Consider the following 18,263-nt stretch of genomic DNA (forward strand, 5'->3'; position numbering starts at 1 on the left):
TAATCAAGTGATTGAATTTATTGGGTTTGTTGTCTTGCCTAATATTTCGGCAAAGTAACGAAATCCTTACAAAATCGTTACTTGGCGCTCACTTCCAAAAGAAACTCACAAAGTTATCCACAGTTTTTGTGGACAAGCTGAAAAACCCTTTTTCTGTAATGGGTTACAGCGTTTTTGGAGAAACCCGGCTTACCCATGCCTGTTCTGCGTGTTGCTCTCGATCTGCCTTTGCACCGCTTGTTCGATTATCTCGATCCGACAGCGTCGACCGCAGCAATTGGCCGACGCGTGCGCGTCCCATTTGGCCGGGGTGAGAAACTCGGCGTCATTCTTGACGTGGTGGATGAGAGTGACTGGCCGCTTGATCAGCTAAAACCCGCAAGCCAGATATTGCAGGACTTGCCTCCTTTGCCTGCCGATTTTTTAAGGCTCTGTGAGTTTGCGAGTGCTTACTACCAAGCTGCGATCGGCGAAGTGGTCATGCAGGCCTTGCCGGCTGGTCTGAAACGGATTGATCCGCCGGTCCGTCGCAATGCTCGGGCACGACGTTTGCCAGATCCATCCGGTTTGCCGCAGTTGACCGAAGAACAGGCACAGGCCGTCGAGGCGGTCGATGTACCCGCGGGATTTTCAGTCCATCTGCTGCATGGGGTGACCGGTAGCGGCAAGACCGAGGTTTATCTGCGCTTGATTGATAAAGCCCTGGCTCTTGGCAAACAAGTTCTTCTGCTCGTGCCGGAAATCAATCTGACGCCACAACTTGAAGGCCGGGTGCGTGCCAGATTTATCGATACCAGCGTTGTTGCGTTGCACAGCGAACTGGCCGAGGCTGCCCGTGAGCGCAACTGGCGGGCGGCATTCTCGGGAGAAGCCCGTATCGTGCTGGGTACCCGGCTGGCGATTTTCACACCGATGCCTGAGCTTGGTCTGATCATCATCGATGAGGAGCACGATCCCTCTTTCAAGCAACAGGATGGAATGCGCTACTCCGCCCGGGATGTTGGCGTGTTCCGGGCCCGCCAGCTTGGCGTTCCGATTCTGCTCGGTTCGGCGACGCCTTCGCTGGAATCCTGGGCCAATGCCAAGGGCCAACGTTACAAACTGCTAAGTTTGCGCGAACGGGCCAATCCTGATGCCAGTTTGCCGACGGTCCATTTGGTCGATACGCGCAAGGCTACACTCAAGGAAGGGGTCAGCGAGCCACTGATTGCCGCGATCAGGGAGCGTCTGGCGCGCGGTGAGCAGAGCCTGGTCTTTCTCAATCGGCGCGGTTATGCCCCGGTGCTGGCCTGTACCGCCTGTGGCTGGGTTTCACGGTGCAAGCGGTGTGCCGCAAATATGGTCCTGCACCAGGCGGATCGCCGCTTGCGCTGCCACCACTGCGGTTTTGAATATCGTGTTCCCAAGGCTTGTCCAACTTGTGGCAACCAGGACATCCTGCCATTTGGGCGCGGCACTCAGCGGCTTGAAGGATGGCTGGTCGAGCAGTTTCCGGAAGCGCGTATCCTGCGTGTTGATCGCGATTCGGTCAAAAGTCGCAAGCAGTGGGAAGCGGTGCTTGAGAAAATCCATGGTGGTGAAGCCGATATTCTGGTCGGCACGCAAATGCTGGCCAAAGGCCATGATTTCCCGAAACTGACACTGGTTGGTGTGCTTGGCGCCGATTCGGCCTTGTTTGCCGCAGACTGGCGCGCGCCGGAACGTCTTTTTGCCCAGTTGATGCAGGTTGCCGGACGGGCTGGGCGGGCTGAACTGAAGGGTGAGGTTCTAATCCAGACGCAGTACCCCGATCACCCGCTTTATGCCGCACTGGTGGCGCACGATTACCCTGGATTTGCCGAAACCCTGCTCAAGGAGCGTGAGCAGGCAGGCTTCCCGCCTTACGCCTTTCAGGCGATGTTGCGGGCCGAGGCGCCGGACATGGCGGATTCGATTGCTTTCCTGACGGCGGCAGCAGCCGTTCCGCTGATTGCCGAGCACGAAAACATCATGGTTTATGACCCCATCCCGATGAAAATGGCCCGGCTGGCCAATCTGGAGCGTGGGCAGCTACTCGTCGAATCGTACTCCCGGCCTGCATTGCAGACGTTCTTGCCGTATTGGCGCGAGGCGATTCAAGGCATCAAGGCACCTTCGAAACTGCGCTGGCACATTGAGGTCGATCCTTACGAATTATGACCGGCACGGCCCTTGCAGGGGAGTTCTCCCAATTGTGCAAGGAGAGGGTCATGAAAATTCAGGAATCGAACGTTCAGTTGTCGGCCAGTCACGACACCCAGTACACCCGTAGCACTGAAATCTCGTTCGAAAGCAACTTCCGTCAGGTATTTGCCGGTGTTTCGTCGACGGCCGGGGAGGATGCAGCGGCGGCCCGGGAGCGCGTTGCGACGCTGCTTAAAAACCTGGTCGATGCCATCATGGCTGCGGTCAACGGTAAAAAATGCCCGGAAAACCTTGCCGCCACAACGCAGGGTTTGCCGTCCGACAAAAACCAGGCAAGTCCGAGCCAGCTTGGTTTTCAGTGGCACAGCCGGATGAGCGAGCGGGTATGCGAATCAGAAACAACGACGGTCTGTGCCAGCGGCCGGGTGAAGACTGCTGATGGCCGGGAAATCGACTTCAGCATGGTGACTGAAATGGCTCGCGAATTTAAAAGCGAAAAAGTCGATGAGGAATCCGGAAGCATCGTTCTGCATGATCCGCTGATGTTGTCGTTCGATGGCAAGGCCGTTGAATTGACGGATCGGCGGATTGATTTTGATCTTGATGCCGATGGCTGTGTCGAACAAATTCCCGGGATGGGCGCCGGCTGCGGTTTCCTGGTCTTTGACCGGAATGGGAATGGCAAGGCGGACAACGGGCGCGAGTTGTTTGGTGTGGCGAGCGGTAACGGGTTTTCCGATCTCTCGGCCCTTGATTCTGACCACAACGGCTGGGTCGATGAAGCCGATCCAGCCTTCAGGCAGTTGGGTATCTGGTCGGGCGAACATTATTCGAGCTTGGCCGAGCGCGGTATCGGGGCGCTTTACACGGCTGCGGTCGACGCCCCGTTTTCGCTGAAAACGGCATCCAATGAATTACTTGGCCAGATCAGGGCGGCCGGGCTGTATCTTTCCGAATCGGGCGAGGTCGGCCGAATGCAGCAGGTCGACCTCGCCAGTTCAGCGTTGCCGGCTGAAGAAAAGCCAGCCCAAGGAGAGCAGCTGGCCGCCTAGCAGGGTCAGGAAGGCTGCGCGGAAGGCTGCGTCACCCGACCAGCCTCCGTGCTGAAGGTTGTCCACCAGTATGCCGATGCCCCATTGGAGACCAAAGGCCCCGGCAAAAACCAGCAGATTGAGTGCTGTATTTGCCCGCCCCGAGAGTGCGGCAGGAAACGCTTGTGCCACCAGGGCATAAGAGACATTCGAAAGCGAAAAGCAGGCGGCCAGGATCGGCCAGACGAGACTGCCACCCAGGGTCGGGAAAAATGTGATCGACGCAAGGAGGCCGATCGCCAGCGTCATCGACCAGCGATAAATACGGTCAAGCGAAATGCCCCGGCGCAGCAATGCCGTCGAAAAGAACCCCATGAACAGGAATCCGCCCAGCATGGCGGCGCTCATCCAGGTCAGGCGACTGGCGATGGCTGCGGCTTCCAGGCCTTCCTGAACCGACATCCAGCGTGTTGCCCAAAGTCCTTGGACAGCCATGAAGCCCCCGGTAAAACAGAAGCCCATCGGTGCATAGCGCCAGAAATGCCGGCTGCCGAAGATCGACTTGACGCCGGCCAGTTGAGCGGCGAAACCATCGCCCTTGCTTTCACTCGTCTTGTCGGGGGCGAAGGTCCATAGTGCCGCAGCGACGAAAAGTGTTGTGACAGCGAGCCCAAAGGCAATTTCCCGCCAGCTGGCAAAGCCTAGAGCCAGCTCAAGTGGTTTTGAGGCGGCCAGCGCGCCAAGCCCGCCGGAAGCCATGATCCAGCCGGTCAGTGAGGCTTGTCGCTCAACCGGAAACCATTGGGCGAAGGCTTTGAACGAGGCCATCAGGCAGGCCGAAACGCCCAGCCCGATCAAGGCGCGACCGGTTGCCAGCCCACCCAGCGTGTCGGAAAGCGAGAAAATGGCAGCGCCGGCTGCGGCCATCAGCAGGAGCCCGGCTTCGACTCGCCGCGGTCCGAAGCGGTCGAGCAGCATACCCAAGGGTAACTGGGCTGCGCCAAAGGCAAGAAAATAGGTGCTGGTCAGCAAGCCGAGTGCATTGTCGCCCAGGTTGAGTTCGCGTGCCAGAACGGGGCCGATGACAGCATTGGCCGTGCGATAGAGGTAGGAGAGGAAGTAGCCGGCGGCAAAAGGCAGGAAAAGCCGGATCCAGAGTTTGCGGGTATCGATGGTGGTCACTGGTTTTCAGGTTTCACGTGGAACGCCGCTTTGCGGCTGGGTCAGGGGGGTATTGCGCCGTAACCAGTCGGCCCGCGCGCGAATTTTGCGCTGCCAGTCAGCGGCGATGCCGGGAGTGTCGGTCAGTTTTTCAAGGTCGGCTGGGTCCGGGCGATGGGCCTGGCAAAGCTGCATGGCATCGGCCAGTGTCGGGCTGTCGAGCGATTCAAGGCAGTTCAGTTCGTCACCCGGTCTGACGATGCCGGGTTGTACAACTCGCCAATACCAGCCGGTCAGCGAATTTTCAGCAATAAAGGCGGCCATGCCATCGCTGGAAAATCGGGTATCGATCTTCCAGCAGGGATTGCGCGGTTGGCAAACTTGAAGACGGGCGGTGCCGAGTTGATAAATCTCTCCGACCCGGACGTTGCTTTCGTCGAGTTCGCCAGTCGATATGTTTTCACCCAGGCTGCCGGCTTGAAGTGCTGCGGCAGCTTCGGGGAATTGTTTTGCGAGTCGCTGGTAATGTCGTGCCGGATAAAGGTGTACGGCTTTTTCAGGCCCGCCATGCACGCGCTTGTCGGCCTGTTCATCCCCGACAAAGCCGGTGAGTGTCAGTTCAAGCGCCCCGGTGACAGGCTGTTTGTAAATGCCGGTCGGGCGTCCTGAGCCGGCAAGTGGGCGAATATCGCCGATGAAAAGTGAAATTTTGGCCATGGTTGGTGAATTGTGCCATCAATTCCACAACCATGCGGCGCCACGGACCCCCGAGGAATCCCCATGTTTGGGTGGTTCGAAACGTGTCTGGAAAACATCCGAAAAGATATGTGGACCGCAGCAGACAGGTAAATGCCGATACAGCCGGGTCATTTTCGACAGGCCTCCACCCAGGACGATGACTTGCGGATCAAGAATATTGATCACCCCGGCAAGCGCCTTCCCCAGGCGTTGCTCGAAGCGCTGCAGCGTACTTTCGCAAGCGGCATCACCGGCGCTTGCCCGACGATCGATTTCGGCAACATCGAGCTGTTGACCGTGGCGATTGAAGTGCTCGCGAACCAGCGCCGGGCCGGATAGATAGGATTCAATGCAGCCCTGTCGTCCGCAGTAGCAATCCGGCAAGGGGAGATCATCCAGCGCCGGCAGGGGCAGGGGGTTGTGCCCCCATTCTCCGCTGATGGCATTGGCTCCCCGGATGACCTTGCCATCGATGACGATACCGCCGCCGACGCCTGTACCGAGGATGATGCCGAAAACGATTTCAGCGCCTTGCCCGCTACCGTCAACCGCTTCGGACAAGGCAAAGCAGTTGGCATCGTTGGCCAGGCGGATTTCACGCTGGAGCACGGCTTGCAGGTCGCGACGCAGGGGCTTGCCGTTCAGGCAGGTCGAGTTTGCATTCTTGATCAGTCCGCCAGTGGGTGACTCGGTGCCGGGGATACCGATACCGACACTACCGCGCCGTCCCAACTCGGCTTCGGCGGCTTCGACGAGTCCGGCCAAGGTCATCACGGTTGCCATGTAATCCCCCTGAGGGGTTACCGTGCGGCGACGCAACAAAGTACGGCCATCATCGCCCAGGGCAATGATTTCGATCTTGGTGCCGCCCAGGTCAATGCCGATGCGCAATGTTCAGACCCGGACAGCAATGCCCTTCACATTGCCATAGGTTGTGGTCAGGGTGCGCAACACACTGCCCCCCGCCTCAAGCAGCAACATGAAGAGATTGCGTTCGGTATAAAGCGAAACCGGGCCGCGAATGTTGTATTTGTCGGCCAACTCCGGCGACAGTTCGGCGAAACGCTCGTTGATGATCTGGTCGCGAGCGGCATAACCTTCGCTGAGTTCGGAGTGCAAGCCAAGGATCGAGAGATAAAGTTTTCCGCCGATCTTGAGTTGGTGCAGCATTTGTCTGACGATTGTTTTTGCCTCGTGATAGGGCAGACGGCAAAGTCCGCGACGTGAAATGATCAGGTCGAACGGGGAATTTTGCGCTGTGACAGGAAATTCCGGGAAATCACAAGGAACAAAGCGGATTTCATCCGACAGCCCGGCAGCCAGAATGCGGCCTTCAATCTCGCGCTGCAACTCAGGCTGATCGGCCACGGTGACGCGTGCCCCCATGCGGGCAAATTTGATGGCGACTTCACAACGGCCAGCCGGTATGACCAAAACGGAAACTTCCCGGTCTACCCGTTGGCGTTTGATGCATTCCTCAAGCGCCAGGCGCTCAAGCTCATCTGTCCCTGTCTCCAAGGGATTGGCGGTAATATGTATTGTCATTTGAACTCTCCCCCTTGAGTTCATTTTGCATGATTGCCGGCTGATCTGACAACCCGAAAGCCGGGCAGTGAAAGGAAATAAGCATGCTTGTCCGATTTGTCTCCAGTGAGACGGGTGAAGTGTTGATGTTTGCCGAAACGGCTGCCGCCTTGTTGCAGGCGATCGGTAAGGAAACAACGGCGCGGGGCGTTTTTACCCCGCCGGAAATGCCGCTTGCAGCAGAAAAACTGCGTCAGGCAGTAGCGCAGTCGGAAGACCCGCCGGAGGATGAAGAGCTTGATGAGAAGGGCAAGAAAAAACCACCGGCGGTTGGGTTTCGCCAACGTGCCTGGCCATTGATCGACATGCTTGAGCGAACCGGTCGCGCCGGCCGGGACGCCAATATCATCTGGGAAGCGCCACAGGCTTTCTAGTCGGCCTAGCCGACAAGGCTAGAGCCCGAAACCGGTACGAATGCCATCGATGACTTCGGTCAGTGCCTGTTCGTATTGCTCGAAAACCGATTCGACCGGGGCTTGGGCAAGATGCAATTGTTGCTCCAGGGCCAGGGCTGCTTCCTGCAATCGGGTGGCGCCGATTGAGCCGGCCAGTCCCTTGGTGCTGTGGGCACGCCGTTCTGCCTCACCGAAATCCTGTCCGGCAATCGCTTTGCGGATGGCTGCTGCTTCATCCGCAAAGCGCCCATGGAAGTCACGCAGGACTTTTTCATAGAGTTTTGGCTTGTTCATCATCCGCTTCAAGCCGATTTCCTGATCAATCCCTGGCAATTCGGGAAGTGCTTCAGCGGGGGGGATTGGGGTTGTCCCGGTCGACATCTGTGTTGGTGCCATTTCTGCTGTCGGTTTCCATTGTGCGAGCTTGGTTTGAAGTAGGGCTGGATCAATCGGCTTGGTGATGAAGTCATTCATACCGGCGGCCATGCAGCGCTGGCGTTCTTCATCCATGGCATGTGCCGTCATGGCAATGATCGGCAGGCCAGGACAGCGCCCGCTGGCCCGGATTCTTCGGGTTGCTTCGAGACCATCCATTTCCGGCATCTGGATGTCCATCAGGATGACATCGTAGGTCTTTCCCTCTGCGAGCAATTTGTGCAGGGCTCGCTCGCCGTTATCAACGGTTTCAACCGTGGCACCAAACGCTTCAAGCATTTCGCAGGCGATCAGTTGATTGGTCGGTATATCTTCGGCCAGCAGAATACGCAAACCGGCCAAAGGTGCCGTCATTGGCTTTGTGGTGCCTGGGTTGTGAATTTCCCGGGTTGCCAGCAATTTGTTGATCTGGGCTGCCGTGACCGGCTTGTTGAGCACTGTGTCGAAAATGTCGAGGCGTGGGTCGGTATCGAGTGTTGTCGTATCGCTGGCGGTTACCATCACCAAACGAGGGGGCTTGGGGTGCAGGTTGCGAATGGCTTCGGCAAGCTCCAGCCCATTCATGTCGGGCATGTTCAAATCGATGGTGATGCAATCGAAGGCCGATGGCGTGGAACTTTCCAGGAGGGTGAGTGCTTGCTTTCCAGATTCGGCCATGACAGTACTACAGCCCGATTTTTCCAGCAGTCTGGCGAGTACGGCCCGGGCCAGGGGATTGTCATCGACTACCAGGGCCCGCCGCAGGCCTGGGCGCAGTGGATCACCCTGTGCTGCGCCGATGCCAAGCTTGACGGTAAAAACGAAGGTACTGCCTGCACCTGGCTGGCTGCTGGCTTCGATATGGCCCTGCATCATTTCGGTCAGGCGCTTGCAGATCATCAAGCCGAGCCCGGTTCCGCCGAATTTTCGCGTGATCGAACTGTCGGCCTGACTGAATGCCTGGAACAGCTTGCTTTGCTGCTCGGCAGACATGCCGATCCCGGTATCCTTGACCGATATTTCAAGTTTGACCTGTTTCCCTTGGCGCGCAACCTGGCGGATAAAAACCGAGACTGAGCCTGTGGCGGTGAACTTGATCGCATTGCCGATCAGATTGATCAGTACCTGGGCCATGCGCAGCGAATCACCGACCAAACTGGCGGGAACATCCGGTTCAACCAGATACTGCAATTCGAGCCCTTTTTCCTGTGCCCGCTGGATCAGGACTGCCGTCACGTTGTCGAGTACTTCATCGAGCAGAAATTCAGCATTCTCCAGCAGCATCTGACCGGCTTCGATCTTTGAAAAATCGAGGATGTCGTTGATCAGACCAAGCAGCATCTGGCCGGCGCCGTGGATACGCGAAACATAGTCCCGTTGCTTGCCGGAAATATCGGTTTTGAGCAGCAGGTGGGCCAGGCCGATCACGGCGTTCATCGGCGTCCGGATCTCGTGACTCATATTGGCCAAAAACTCGGCTTTGGCGTTGGCCGCCTTTTCAGCCTGCCGCTTGGCTTCGAGCAGGGCGATTTCAGCTTGTTTGCGTTCGGTAATATCCTGCAGGGTTTCAATGGCGCCGATCACTTCATCCTGCTGGTTGCGCAAAGGCGCGGCAGTGAAGAAAAGCCAGCGGTTGAATTTGGTGAAATAACTCTCGGACTCGATCCCCTCCGGGACGAGTTTCGAGTGACTGTAGCTGTTCGCATACAGTTGATTGACCATGTCACCATCTTCACCAATGACCAGATCGGCCATCACCGGCCTGGGATTGGGGTAAAACGCCTGCCACTGATTTTTGGTGCCGATCATCTGGCTGGCTGGGGCACCGATGATCTGTTCGCAGGCCTTGTTCCAATGCGTGATGGTGTGGCTGGCATCGATCACAAAGGTCGGGACAGGGCTGCCATCGATGATCTGGGCCAGCGAATCACGGGTGCCTTCCAGTTCCAGGGTGCGCTCCTGGACCAGTCGTTCCAGGTCTTCGCGATGAAGTTCAAGTTCCCGCTCAGCCTGAATTTTTTCCGTGACGTCGCGAACAAAGAGAACGATCCCGGTCGACTTGCCGCGATAGTCCAAAATGGTGGTGAATGCGATGGCCGCCTCGAAAGGTTCGCCACTGCGCCGCTGCATGCGTAACTGGCAGTTGGCGATCAGGCCGGCAAATTCATCGGGATTTTCAATAAATGCCGGGCGACCCGATATCTCGCCGGTGGTGCACAGCAGATCGGTAATGTTGGTGGTGTAAAGGTCATCGAGCTCATTCAGCCCAAATAGCTGGTGCGCCTGTTGGTTGGCCATCTGCAGCTTGCCGTCCAGACGGGTCAGCAGAATGGCATCAGGCGAGGTTTCGACCAGCGTGCGATACGTTTTTTCGCTTTTTTCGAGCCGCAGATGGGCCGAGTGCGCTTCCGTCACGTCCTGGACAAGCGAAAGGATGCCGAGCAGCCCTCCGCCGGGGTTGCGCAAGACTACGTTGTGCCATGCACATTCAAGCTGCAAGCCATTCTTGCCAATGACCGGGCCGGTAAAGTTGCCATTGCCAGCTCCCCGGATCAGTGCCTTGATGCAATCGCTGAAGGCTGCGTGAAGATTCTCCGGCAACAGCAGCTGATGTACTTTCTTGCCGACGACTTTTTCTGCTGACCAACCGAAGATATCTTCAGCCCGGCGATTCCACTCGGTAATGTGTCCCTGCCTGTTCCACAGGATGAAGGCCAGCGGCGTCGTGTTGTAAAGGGCCCGGTAGCGTAACTGGCTGTCGCGCAGGGCGGCTTCCGTCTGCTTTTGCTCGGTGATGTCGCTAAAGGTGAAGATTGTCGGAGCGCTATCGCTCGCCGGGGGGCTAGTCTTGACGTCGAAGCACGACCACAGGCCGGACGCATGACGCAGGCGCAAGGTGAAGGTGCGTCGTTCGGTATTTGCGGTGGCCGATGGGGTTGCGAACAGCGCAGCAAGTTTCGGGCGATCTTCCGGATGAGCGAGATTGAGCCATTCCGTTGCGCTGCGTGGCAGGGCAGTATCGTTGCACCCGAGCAGGTGATGAAAATTGACTGAGCGTAGCGGTGTGGGCGACGTTGGAAACCAGATCCAGCATGCAACACCGGCAATCGCCAATGCCTCTTCCAGAGCCTCGATCGAAAGGTCGCAGGAAGGGGACATGGTGCGTCGCAGCCGCTATGTGCTCAGAACAATTCGATGTCGTCGCTCTTTTCCTTCATTTCGGACATGAATTGATCGACAGCGTCCTGAACCGGCGTCCCCGTCATGACGGCTTCGAACATGGCGATTTCTTCGCGGGTCGAATATTTCGATTTGATCCGGTTCTGAAGATCAACCCATTCGTCCGGATTGAACAGCCGCTGGCGGTCAGCCACCAGGTCGCTCAGATCACCGAGGCTGAGGCCGACGTGGGCCAGGCGCTGGACCAGCTTGTCGTAGAACTGGAAGGCGATGATGGCTTGATGCACCATGCTGGAAACATGATCTGAAACGCCGCTCAAATTTTGCTTGGCTACGCCGACTTCACCTTGATCGGGCAGCGTCTGGACGGTTTCGGAAATCATCCGCATATAGCCGGCCATGGTGGTGAAGGAGTCCGTCAGCACTTCGACCGACGTATTGCTGTCCTTCATGGCCGTTTCGATCTGAACTGCCGAGAGTTCAAGCATCAGAACGGTTTCGCGAACCTGGCTCCAGTTCAGGTCTGGCTGATGGGCGCTGGTCCCGCGTGGTGAAAGTGTCTCGTCGGTCATATTGTCGGTCTTGTAGGCTGAGGCAAATGACTATAGCGCAATTTATAGCTGAGTTTCTACCAGGACGTAGTATTTGCGGACCGTTTCAATAACCTCGAAAACTCCTGTAAACCCGCCCGGAATAACGCAAGCTTCACCAGCTGAAAACTCGCTGGCTTGCCCGTTTTCATCGGTGATTCGCAAACGCCCCTCAATGACGCAGAAAAACTCGTCTTTGCCCGGGGCAAAGGCAATTTTCCAGGCACCGGGTTCGCATTGCCAGATGCCGGCGGATACCTGCCCCGTGGCAGCCAGGAAATGTTCATGCGTGGTGCGTAGCGGATTACCTTGCAGCAGGCGGTCCGGCCGTGGCCGATCGTAGCTGGGCTCCGGCGTGGCGGCGGAAAAAATGGTGAGTGCAGGCATCCTAGTGTTTCTTTCCACGATTGGCCTTGGTTCGCCAGCGGGCGGCATCGGCCAGGGTGGGTGAACTAAACTCTCCGCCGCCTGCGTTGGCCATGTAAACAACAGCGCTGGCGACTTCGATATCGCTCAATGCTGCATTACCGCCTTTTGCCGGCATTTTCCTGATACCACGCAAGGCTGCCGGCACTAAATCATCGAGACCTTCTCGAATCAGTTTTTGCCAACGGGTTTTATCGCCTAACCTGGGGGCGCCCAGTTTGCCTTCTCCATGGCAGGTAATGCAGGTCGATTCATAAACTGTTTGCCCATTTTGCACTTCCGCCCAGGCGGGCAGGGCGAGGGCAAGCAAACAAAGGGCCGGGATCCGCATCGCTGACTCAACATGATTTGAAGGCAGTCATGGTAATTTGCCGCGATAATTCCTGCATGCGTTTTATCCATTCACTATTTTTTTACCTGTTCAGCGTGTCGACCGCGCAATCTGGCGACCAGCCTGTTGTCGCAATTGATGTTGGGCATGGCCTGAAGGATTCCGGTGCAACCAGTGCGCGCGGGCGCAGCGAGTTTGCTTTCAATCAGGATTTTGCCGCGGTGTTGGCCGAGGCTGTCGACCAGCGGGGATTTCCTTTGCGCAAGGTGAATTTTGCCGGGGATATCGGCAGTCTTGTCGCTCGTCCTCTGCAGGCCAAGGGGAGTGCGTTTTTCATCTCGATCCATCATGACTCGATCAGCGAGCAATATCTCAAGCACTGGGATTGGGACGGGCAGGAAACCAGCTATACCGATGTGAAGCGCGGCTACGGCATTTTTGTTTCGGCCCAGAATCCTGATCTGGCGACCAGCTTGCGTTGCGCTTCGGCGATGGGCAGTCAGTTGCGGCGGGCGGGGTTTGTCCCGACGCCATGGCATGGCCGCAAGCACCTGGCGGCGGATGCCGAAAATGGCGTGTGGTACTACGACAATCTCGTCATGCTCTACCGCACAACGCTACCGGCCGTACTGTTCGAAGCCGGCGTGATCAAGCATCGCGAAGAGGAACTCGAACTGCTCGACCCGGAACGTCAGGCCCGGATGGCCGATGCACTGGCAACGGGGATCGCTGCTTGCCTGTCGGTCAGAGAAAAATCGGCTCCGGGGTCAGGTCGACCGCAAAACGAGCCCTGACATCGTTCTGTACGGCGGCCATGGTCTGTTTGACATCGTTACCCGTTGCGCCGCCGTGATTGACCAGCACCAGCGCCTGTTTTTGATACATGCCGACCGGGCCGAGTCGTTTGCCTTTCCAGCCAGCCTGCTCGATCAGCCAGCCGGCCGCCAGCTTGACCCGGCCATCGGGCTGCGGGTAGCGCGGCAAGGTGGGATGCTCGGCGGCAAGCCGATCCGCTTTTTCGCGGTCAACGACCGGATTGTGGAAAAAACTACCGGTATTCGGTATTTGGGTCGGGTCGGGGAGTTTGCGCTGGCGGACGGCAATGACCGCTTGGGCGATATCCTGTGGTGTCGGGCTGGCAATCTGGCGGGTCGCCAGTTCCTGCGTGATGTCGGCGTAGCGTGTATTGGCTTGCCAGGCTTTGGACAGACGGAAAACAACGGCGGTGATCGCCATGCGGCCACTCAAATGCCAGCCTTGTTGCTTGAACAGGCTGTCACGATAGGCAAAACGGCAGGTGTCGCGGTCGAAGGTGGTAAATGCCTGCTTTTCAAAATCCCAGGCGGTGAGCGATTCCAGGCAATCGCCGACTTCCAGCCCGTAGGCACCGATATTCTGGATGGGCGCAGCACCGACCGTGCCGGGAATCAGTGACAGGTTCTCCAGGCCGGGCCAGCCTTGTTGCAAGGTCCACTGCACGAAGTCGTGCCAGTTTTCACCGGCGCCGGCTTCGACGTACCAGGCATCGGCATCTTCCTTGAGCAGGCGTTTGCCGGGGATGGCCATGTGCAGCACCAGGCCCTCAAAATTGCCGGTCAAGACGAGGTTGCTGCCACCGCCGAGCATGAAACGCCGCTCCTTGCCCGGCATTGCTGCGGTCAACTGGGTTGGATCGCTGATTTTCAGATAGCGGGCCGCCTGCCCGGGAAGGGCCAGGGTGTTGAAGGCGCGGAGGTCGACGTTGTGCTGGATGGTCATGGATCTTTGGGCAAATCTTGCTCAAGCAAACAAAAGCTGCGGTCGACGTTTGCTCGACCGCAGTTTTGCTCGGCCGATCAAAGCAGGGGTGCCAGCCAGTATTCGGCATCCTTCTGCGTCATGCCTTTGCGCTCAGTCCAATCGTCGAGCTGGTCACGGCCGATTTTCGGAATGGCAAAGTAGCTGGCTGCCGGGTGTCCGATGTAGAAGCCGGAAACGGCCGCTGCAGGCGTCATCGCGCAGGATTCGGTGAGCTGCATGCCGGCGTTGGCGGGTGCGTCGAGCAAGGCAAACAGGGTGCGCTTGGCTGTGTGATCCGGGCAGGCCGGATAACCGGGGGCCGGGCGGATGCCCTGGTATTGCTCGTTGATCAGCGCATCGTTATCCAGCTTTTCATCCGTCGAGTAGCCCCAGTAGTGAGTGCGTACTTCCGCATGGAGCCATTCAGCAGCGGCTTCGGCCAGGCGGTCGGCGAGAGATTTGAGCATGATTGCCGAATAGTCGTCGTTGGCTTTTTCGAACGCCGCGACGTGTTCGTCGATCCCCAGGCCTGCCGTCACGGCAAAGGCGCCGGTATAGTCGTTTTGGCCGACGAAATCGGCCAGCGCGACATTGAAACGGCCCTTCGGCTGCTTGTGTTGCTGGCGCAAACCGACCCAGCGCGCCAGTTCTTCGCTGCGTGATTCATCGGTGTAGAGCACGATGTCCTCATTCTCGCCACGTGCCGGATAGAGGCCGAACACGGCTTTTGCGGTCAACCACCGTTCGGCGACGATTTTGCCCAGCATGGCTTGGGCATCGGCAAAAAGCTGGCGAGCCGTTTCACCGACAAGCTCGTTCTGCAGAATGGCCGGATAGCGACCCGCCAGATCCCAGCTTTGGAAGAAGGGCGACCAATCGATATACGGCACCAGTTTGTCGAGATCGATGTTCAGCGAATGACGGCCCGGCTGCTTCGGAGTAACCGGGGTATGAATCTCGTTCCACGTGAAACGGTTGGCCCGGGCTTCGGCCAGCGTGACCATCGTCGCACCCTTGCGGCCGGCGTGTTCGGCACGCACGGTCTCGTATTCGGCGACGATTTCGGCCATGTAGCCGTCGCGCTGTTCGGTGGACAGCAGTTTGGTGGCGACGCCAACGGCGCGTGAAGCGTCCGGCACGTAGACCACGGCGCCTTCGGTGTTGGGGGCGATCTTGATTGCGGTGTGGGCGCGGCTGGTCGTCGCGCCGCCGATCAACAGCGGCTGCTTCATGTTCAGGCGTTGCATTTCGCTGGCGACGTGGGCCATTTCTTCCAGCGACGGGGTGATCAGGCCGGACAGGCCGATGATGTCGACGCGATGCTCCAGCGCGGCTTTCAGGATGTTGTCGCAGGAAACCATGACGCCCAAATCGACGACATCGTAGCCGTTGCAACCGAGCACGACGCCGACGATGTTCTTGCCGATGTCGTGCACGTCGCCCTTGACCGTGGCCATCAGGATCTTGCCCTTGCTGCCCAGGCCGGTACGGGTCTTTTCCGCTTCGATGTAGGGCAGCAGGTGGGCGACCGCCTGTTTCATGACGCGGGCCGATTTGACGACTTGCGGCAGGAACATCTTGCCGGCGCCGAAAAGGTCGCCGACGTGGTTCATGCCGGCCATCAGCGGGCCTTCGATGACGGCGAGCGGCGGCTTGCCCCGGGCTTCCAACTGGGCACGCACTTCTTCGGTATCGGCCACGACGAAATCGGTAATGCCCTTGATCAGCGCGTGTTCCAGGCGCTTCTCAACCGACTGTTCGCGCCACGACAAATCCGGACCGCTATCCTTGGCCTTGCCTTCTTTCACCGTCTGGGCGAAATCGACCAGTGCTTCACCGGCGCCTGGATTGCGGTTGAGTACGACATCTTCAACCTTCTCGCGCAGCACCGGTTCCAGATCATCGTAAACACCGAGCATGCCGGCATTGACGATGCCCATGGTCATGCCGTTCTGGATGGCGTGGTAGAGGAAAACGGTGTGGATCGCTTCACGCACCGGATCGTTGCCGCGGAAGCTGAAGGAGACGTTGGAAACACCACCCGAAATGTGGGCGTGCGGCAGGTTCTGCTTGATCCAGCGGACGGATTCGATGAAATCGACGGCGTAATTGTCGTGTTCGGGAATGCCGGTGGCGATGGCAAAGATGTTCGGGTCGAAGATGATGTCTTCGGCCGGGAAACCGATGCTCAGCAACAGCTCGTAAGCACGCTTGGAAATCTCGGTCTTGCGGGCAAAGGTGTCGGCCTGGCCCTTTTCGTCGAAGGCCATGACGATCACCGCGGCGCCGTAGCGGCGGGCCAGCTTGGCTTGTTCGAGGAACTTGGCTTCGCCTTCCTTCATCGAGATCGAATTGACGATGCCCTTGCCCTGGATGCACTTGAGGCCGGCCTCGATAACTTCCCACTTCGACGAGTCGATCATGATCGGCACACGGGAAATATCCGGTTCCGAAGCGATCAGCTTGAGGAACTTGTCCATCGCGGCGAGCGAGTCGAGCATCGCCTCGTCCATATTGATGTCGATGACCTGGGCGCCGTTCTCGACCTGCTGGCGGGCGACGGCCAGCGCATCGTCGAAGCGGCCTTCGAGGATCATGCGGGCGAAGGCTTTCGAGCCGGTGACGTTGGTCCGCTCGCCGACGTTCACGTACAGCGAATCGGCGCCGACATTGAACGGTTCAAGGCCGGAAAGACGCAGTTTCTTCTCGATTTCCGGCACTTTTCGCGGGTTGACCGCAGCGACCCGTTGAGCAATGACACGAATGTGATCCGGTGAGGTGCCGCAGCAACCGCCGACGATATTGACGATGCCGGTCTTGGCCCAGCTTTCGATTTCGTCGGCCAACATTTCGGGTGTTTCGTCGTAGCCGCCGAAGGCGTTTGGCAGGCCGGCGTTGGGGTGGGCCGAGACGAAGCAATCGCAGACGCGCGACAGTTCCTCGACGTACTGGCGCAGTTCGTTGGCACCGAGGGCGCAGTTCAGGCCGAAGGAGAGTGGCTTGACGTGGTTCAGCGAATTCCAGAAAGCCTCGGCGGTCTGGCCGGAGAGGGTGCGGCCGGAGGCGTCGGTAATCGTGCCGGAAATCATCACTGGCCAGCGACGGCCGGCGTTATCGAAGAATTGTTCGATGGCGAACAGTGCCGCCTTGGCGTTTAGCGTATCGAACACGGTTTCGACGAGCAGGATGTCGGCGCCGCCCTCAACCAAGCCCCTGATCGCTTCGAGGTAGTCGGTGACCAGCGCGTCGAAAGTCACGTTGCGGTAGCCCGGATCATTCACGTCCGGCGAAATCGAGGCGGTGCGGCTGGTCGGGCCGAGCACGCCGGCGACGAAGCGCGGCTTGGCTGGATTGGCAGCGGTGAATTCGTCGCACAGGCGGCGGGCCAGTGCGGCACCTTCGAAATTCAGTTCGTAGACGATGGCTTCAAGCTTGTAGTCGGCTTGCGAGACGGCGGTCGAATTGAAGGTGCAGGTTTCGAGAATGTCGGCGCCAGCTTCAAGGTATTCGCGGTGGATCCCTCCGATCACGTCCGGTCGGGTGAGGACCAGCAGGTCGTTGTTGCCTTTGAGGTCGTGCGGGTGATTGGCAAACCTCGTGCCGCGGTAGTCGGCTTCCTGCAACCCGTGGCGCTGGATCATGGTGCCCATGGCGCCGTCGAGGACGAGCAGGCGTTGCTGGAGCAGGGCGGATAGTTCGGCGGTACGGTCGGATTGCATCTGGATCACCTCGGCAAAGCTTGAATACACCGGGGACGCCGCAAAAACGAACGGCGCCACAAACCGGTTTGGGGTTTGCGAGCGCCGTTGATCATTGCCGAGCCTGGCCCCATCTCAGGGTCGCAGCGCTCCTCGGCAGAACCGCTAGTTTACCGGCCGCTGCCAAGACTGCCAAGTGCCTTGATTTATTTAGCCTTTCATTGCCACACGCTTGGCGGTCTTGCGAGCGCCGCCGGTCTTCAGGTCAAAATGCACCATGAAGTAGGTTTCTTCTGTCGATGGCGTGCCTTCGACGTGCCATTCCCAGATGTCTTCGCCCAGGTTGTCGAAGATGGTTTTGCTGCCCGGCGTGCCGAGCAGGCGGCGGATTTCATCGCGACTCATGCCATCGCGTACGCGGGCGAAGTTGGTCTCGGTCAGAACCTGTTCGATGGTCCGGACGATCTGGTCGCCACCAATGGTGATCATGTAGCAATGCACCCCGCTTGGCTGGCGGCTGTATTCCCAGGTGACGCTGCCATCCGGGTTGCTGAATTCGAAGCCGGGATTGCCCATGCGCGAGCGGACTTCGCTGGCGCTGGTGATGCCGGGTTTGATGTTCGGCAGATTGACCATGTCGCAGGCCGGCAGGCAGGCGGCAAGCAAGGCGCCGAGGGCGTTGCTGATCCAGTGACGTAATTTCATGAATTCTCCCGATCGTTGATTCGCCCAGTTTACGCTTTGGCTGACAAGCTTTCATAATATCGGCATAC

General features: G+C 58.4%; 15 protein-coding genes and 1 riboswitch. Of the genes, 4 read left to right on the forward strand and 11 right to left on the reverse strand.

Annotated elements, in window-relative coordinates; translation table 11 throughout:
• Positions 1-195 precede the first annotated feature (195 nt).
• Complete coding sequence (locus tag GBK02_RS01960; protein WP_203468106.1) at positions 196-2,178, forward strand: primosomal protein N'; 1,983 nt, start codon at positions 196-198, stop codon at positions 2,176-2,178.
• Between the two features lie 50 nt (positions 2,179-2,228).
• A complete protein-coding gene (locus GBK02_RS01965) occupies positions 2,229-3,215 on the forward strand; it encodes a hypothetical protein (protein WP_203468107.1) in 987 nt (328 codons plus the stop codon).
• On the opposite strand, the gene GBK02_RS01970 is transcribed toward GBK02_RS01965, so the two are convergent.
• Genes GBK02_RS01970 through GBK02_RS01985 form a run of 4 tightly spaced genes read right to left on the reverse strand, consistent with a single transcriptional unit; the run spans position 3,162 to position 6,638 of the window.
• Positions 3,162-4,376, reverse strand: coding sequence for a nitrate/nitrite transporter (locus GBK02_RS01970; protein WP_203468108.1), 1,215 nt, complete (start codon positions 4,374-4,376; stop codon positions 3,162-3,164). The genes GBK02_RS01965 and GBK02_RS01970 overlap by 54 nt on opposite strands.
• Positions 4,377-4,382: 6 nt before the next feature.
• Positions 4,383-5,072 carry an MOSC domain-containing protein gene (locus GBK02_RS01975; protein ID WP_203468109.1) on the reverse strand — a complete coding sequence of 230 codons (690 nt, stop codon included), beginning with the start codon at positions 5,070-5,072 and terminating at the stop codon, positions 4,383-4,385.
• 18 nt (positions 5,073-5,090) lie between these two features.
• On the reverse strand, positions 5,091-5,984 hold the full coding sequence (locus tag GBK02_RS01980) for an ROK family protein (protein WP_203468110.1): 894 nt from the start codon (positions 5,982-5,984) through the stop codon (positions 5,091-5,093).
• Between the two features lie 3 nt (positions 5,985-5,987).
• A complete protein-coding gene (locus tag GBK02_RS01985) occupies positions 5,988-6,638 on the reverse strand; it encodes a methyltransferase domain-containing protein (protein WP_203468111.1) in 651 nt (216 codons plus the stop codon).
• 83 nt (positions 6,639-6,721) lie between these two features.
• Between GBK02_RS01985 and GBK02_RS01990 the strand changes: the two genes are divergently transcribed.
• A complete protein-coding gene (locus GBK02_RS01990; RefSeq protein ID WP_203468112.1) occupies positions 6,722-7,051 on the forward strand; it encodes a DUF1840 domain-containing protein in 330 nt (109 codons plus the stop codon).
• Between the two features lie 18 nt (positions 7,052-7,069).
• On the opposite strand, the gene GBK02_RS01995 is transcribed toward GBK02_RS01990, so the two are convergent.
• From GBK02_RS01995 to GBK02_RS02010, 4 genes are read right to left on the reverse strand one after another with little or no spacing between them, the layout of a single operon-like run.
• The gene (locus tag GBK02_RS01995; RefSeq protein WP_203468113.1) at positions 7,070-10,645 is read right to left on the reverse strand and encodes a PAS domain S-box protein; all 3,576 of its coding nucleotides are present in this window, start codon (positions 10,643-10,645) and stop codon (positions 7,070-7,072) included.
• Between the two features lie 23 nt (positions 10,646-10,668).
• On the reverse strand, positions 10,669-11,238 hold the full coding sequence (locus GBK02_RS02000; RefSeq protein WP_203468114.1) for a hypothetical protein: 570 nt from the start codon (positions 11,236-11,238) through the stop codon (positions 10,669-10,671).
• A gap of 42 nt (positions 11,239-11,280) precedes the next feature.
• Positions 11,281-11,643, reverse strand: coding sequence for a cupin domain-containing protein (locus tag GBK02_RS02005; RefSeq protein WP_203468115.1), 363 nt, complete (start codon positions 11,641-11,643; stop codon positions 11,281-11,283).
• Between the two features lies 1 nt (position 11,644).
• Positions 11,645-11,992 carry a cytochrome c5 family protein gene (locus GBK02_RS02010; protein ID WP_203468116.1) on the reverse strand — a complete coding sequence of 116 codons (348 nt, stop codon included), beginning with the start codon at positions 11,990-11,992 and terminating at the stop codon, positions 11,645-11,647.
• Between the two features lie 77 nt (positions 11,993-12,069).
• Here GBK02_RS02010 and GBK02_RS02015 point away from each other — a divergent pair, with 77 nt between their 5' ends.
• Positions 12,070-12,807 (forward strand): N-acetylmuramoyl-L-alanine amidase, encoded by a 738-nt coding sequence (locus GBK02_RS02015; protein ID WP_203468117.1) that lies wholly within the window; start codon positions 12,070-12,072, stop codon positions 12,805-12,807.
• Here the strand turns inward: GBK02_RS02015 and murB are convergent.
• From murB to bamE, 3 genes are all read right to left on the reverse strand, one after another.
• Positions 12,758-13,771: a UDP-N-acetylmuramate dehydrogenase gene (gene murB, locus GBK02_RS02020; protein ID WP_203468118.1), complete on the reverse strand. Its 1,014-nt coding sequence runs from the start codon at positions 13,769-13,771 to the stop codon at positions 12,758-12,760. The genes GBK02_RS02015 and murB overlap by 50 nt on opposite strands.
• 77 nt (positions 13,772-13,848) lie before the next feature.
• A complete protein-coding gene (gene metH, locus GBK02_RS02025; RefSeq protein WP_203469269.1) occupies positions 13,849-17,511 on the reverse strand; it encodes a methionine synthase in 3,663 nt (1,220 codons plus the stop codon).
• A 72-nt stretch (positions 17,512-17,583) separates the two neighbouring features.
• A riboswitch (S-adenosyl-L-homocysteine riboswitch) is annotated at positions 17,584-17,651 on the reverse strand.
• Between the two features lie 49 nt (positions 17,652-17,700).
• Positions 17,701-18,195, reverse strand: coding sequence for an outer membrane protein assembly factor BamE (gene bamE, locus GBK02_RS02030; RefSeq protein ID WP_203468119.1), 495 nt, complete (start codon positions 18,193-18,195; stop codon positions 17,701-17,703).
• Positions 18,196-18,263 lie beyond the last annotated feature (68 nt).

The sequence above is a fragment of the Dechloromonas sp. TW-R-39-2 genome, assembly GCF_016864195.1.
Lineage (GTDB): Bacteria > Pseudomonadota > Gammaproteobacteria > Burkholderiales > Rhodocyclaceae > Azonexus.

What these genes read in the sequence shown, in the direction of transcription:
- GBK02_RS01960 (WP_203468106.1), top strand. Translation starts at nt 196, where the DNA reads ATGCCTGTTCTGCGTGTTGCTCTCGATCTGCCTTTGCACCGCTTGTTC.
- GBK02_RS02000 (WP_203468114.1), bottom strand. Translation starts at nt 11,238, where the DNA reads ATGACCGACGAGACACTTTCACCACGCGGGACCAGCGCCCATCAGCCA.
- GBK02_RS02005 (WP_203468115.1), bottom strand. Translation starts at nt 11,643, where the DNA reads ATGCCTGCACTCACCATTTTTTCCGCCGCCACGCCGGAGCCCAGCTAC.
- GBK02_RS01990 (WP_203468112.1), top strand. Translation starts at nt 6,722, where the DNA reads ATGCTTGTCCGATTTGTCTCCAGTGAGACGGGTGAAGTGTTGATGTTT.
- GBK02_RS01985 (WP_203468111.1), bottom strand. Translation starts at nt 6,638, where the DNA reads ATGACAATACATATTACCGCCAATCCCTTGGAGACAGGGACAGATGAG.
- metH (WP_203469269.1), bottom strand. Translation starts at nt 17,511, where the DNA reads ATGCAATCCGACCGTACCGCCGAACTATCCGCCCTGCTCCAGCAACGC.
- GBK02_RS01995 (WP_203468113.1), bottom strand. Translation starts at nt 10,645, where the DNA reads ATGTCCCCTTCCTGCGACCTTTCGATCGAGGCTCTGGAAGAGGCATTG.
- GBK02_RS02015 (WP_203468117.1), top strand. Translation starts at nt 12,070, where the DNA reads ATGCGTTTTATCCATTCACTATTTTTTTACCTGTTCAGCGTGTCGACC.
- bamE (WP_203468119.1), bottom strand. Translation starts at nt 18,195, where the DNA reads ATGAAATTACGTCACTGGATCAGCAACGCCCTCGGCGCCTTGCTTGCC.
- murB (WP_203468118.1), bottom strand. Translation starts at nt 13,771, where the DNA reads ATGACCATCCAGCACAACGTCGACCTCCGCGCCTTCAACACCCTGGCC.
- GBK02_RS01965 (WP_203468107.1), top strand. Translation starts at nt 2,229, where the DNA reads ATGAAAATTCAGGAATCGAACGTTCAGTTGTCGGCCAGTCACGACACC.
- GBK02_RS01975 (WP_203468109.1), bottom strand. Translation starts at nt 5,072, where the DNA reads ATGGCCAAAATTTCACTTTTCATCGGCGATATTCGCCCACTTGCCGGC.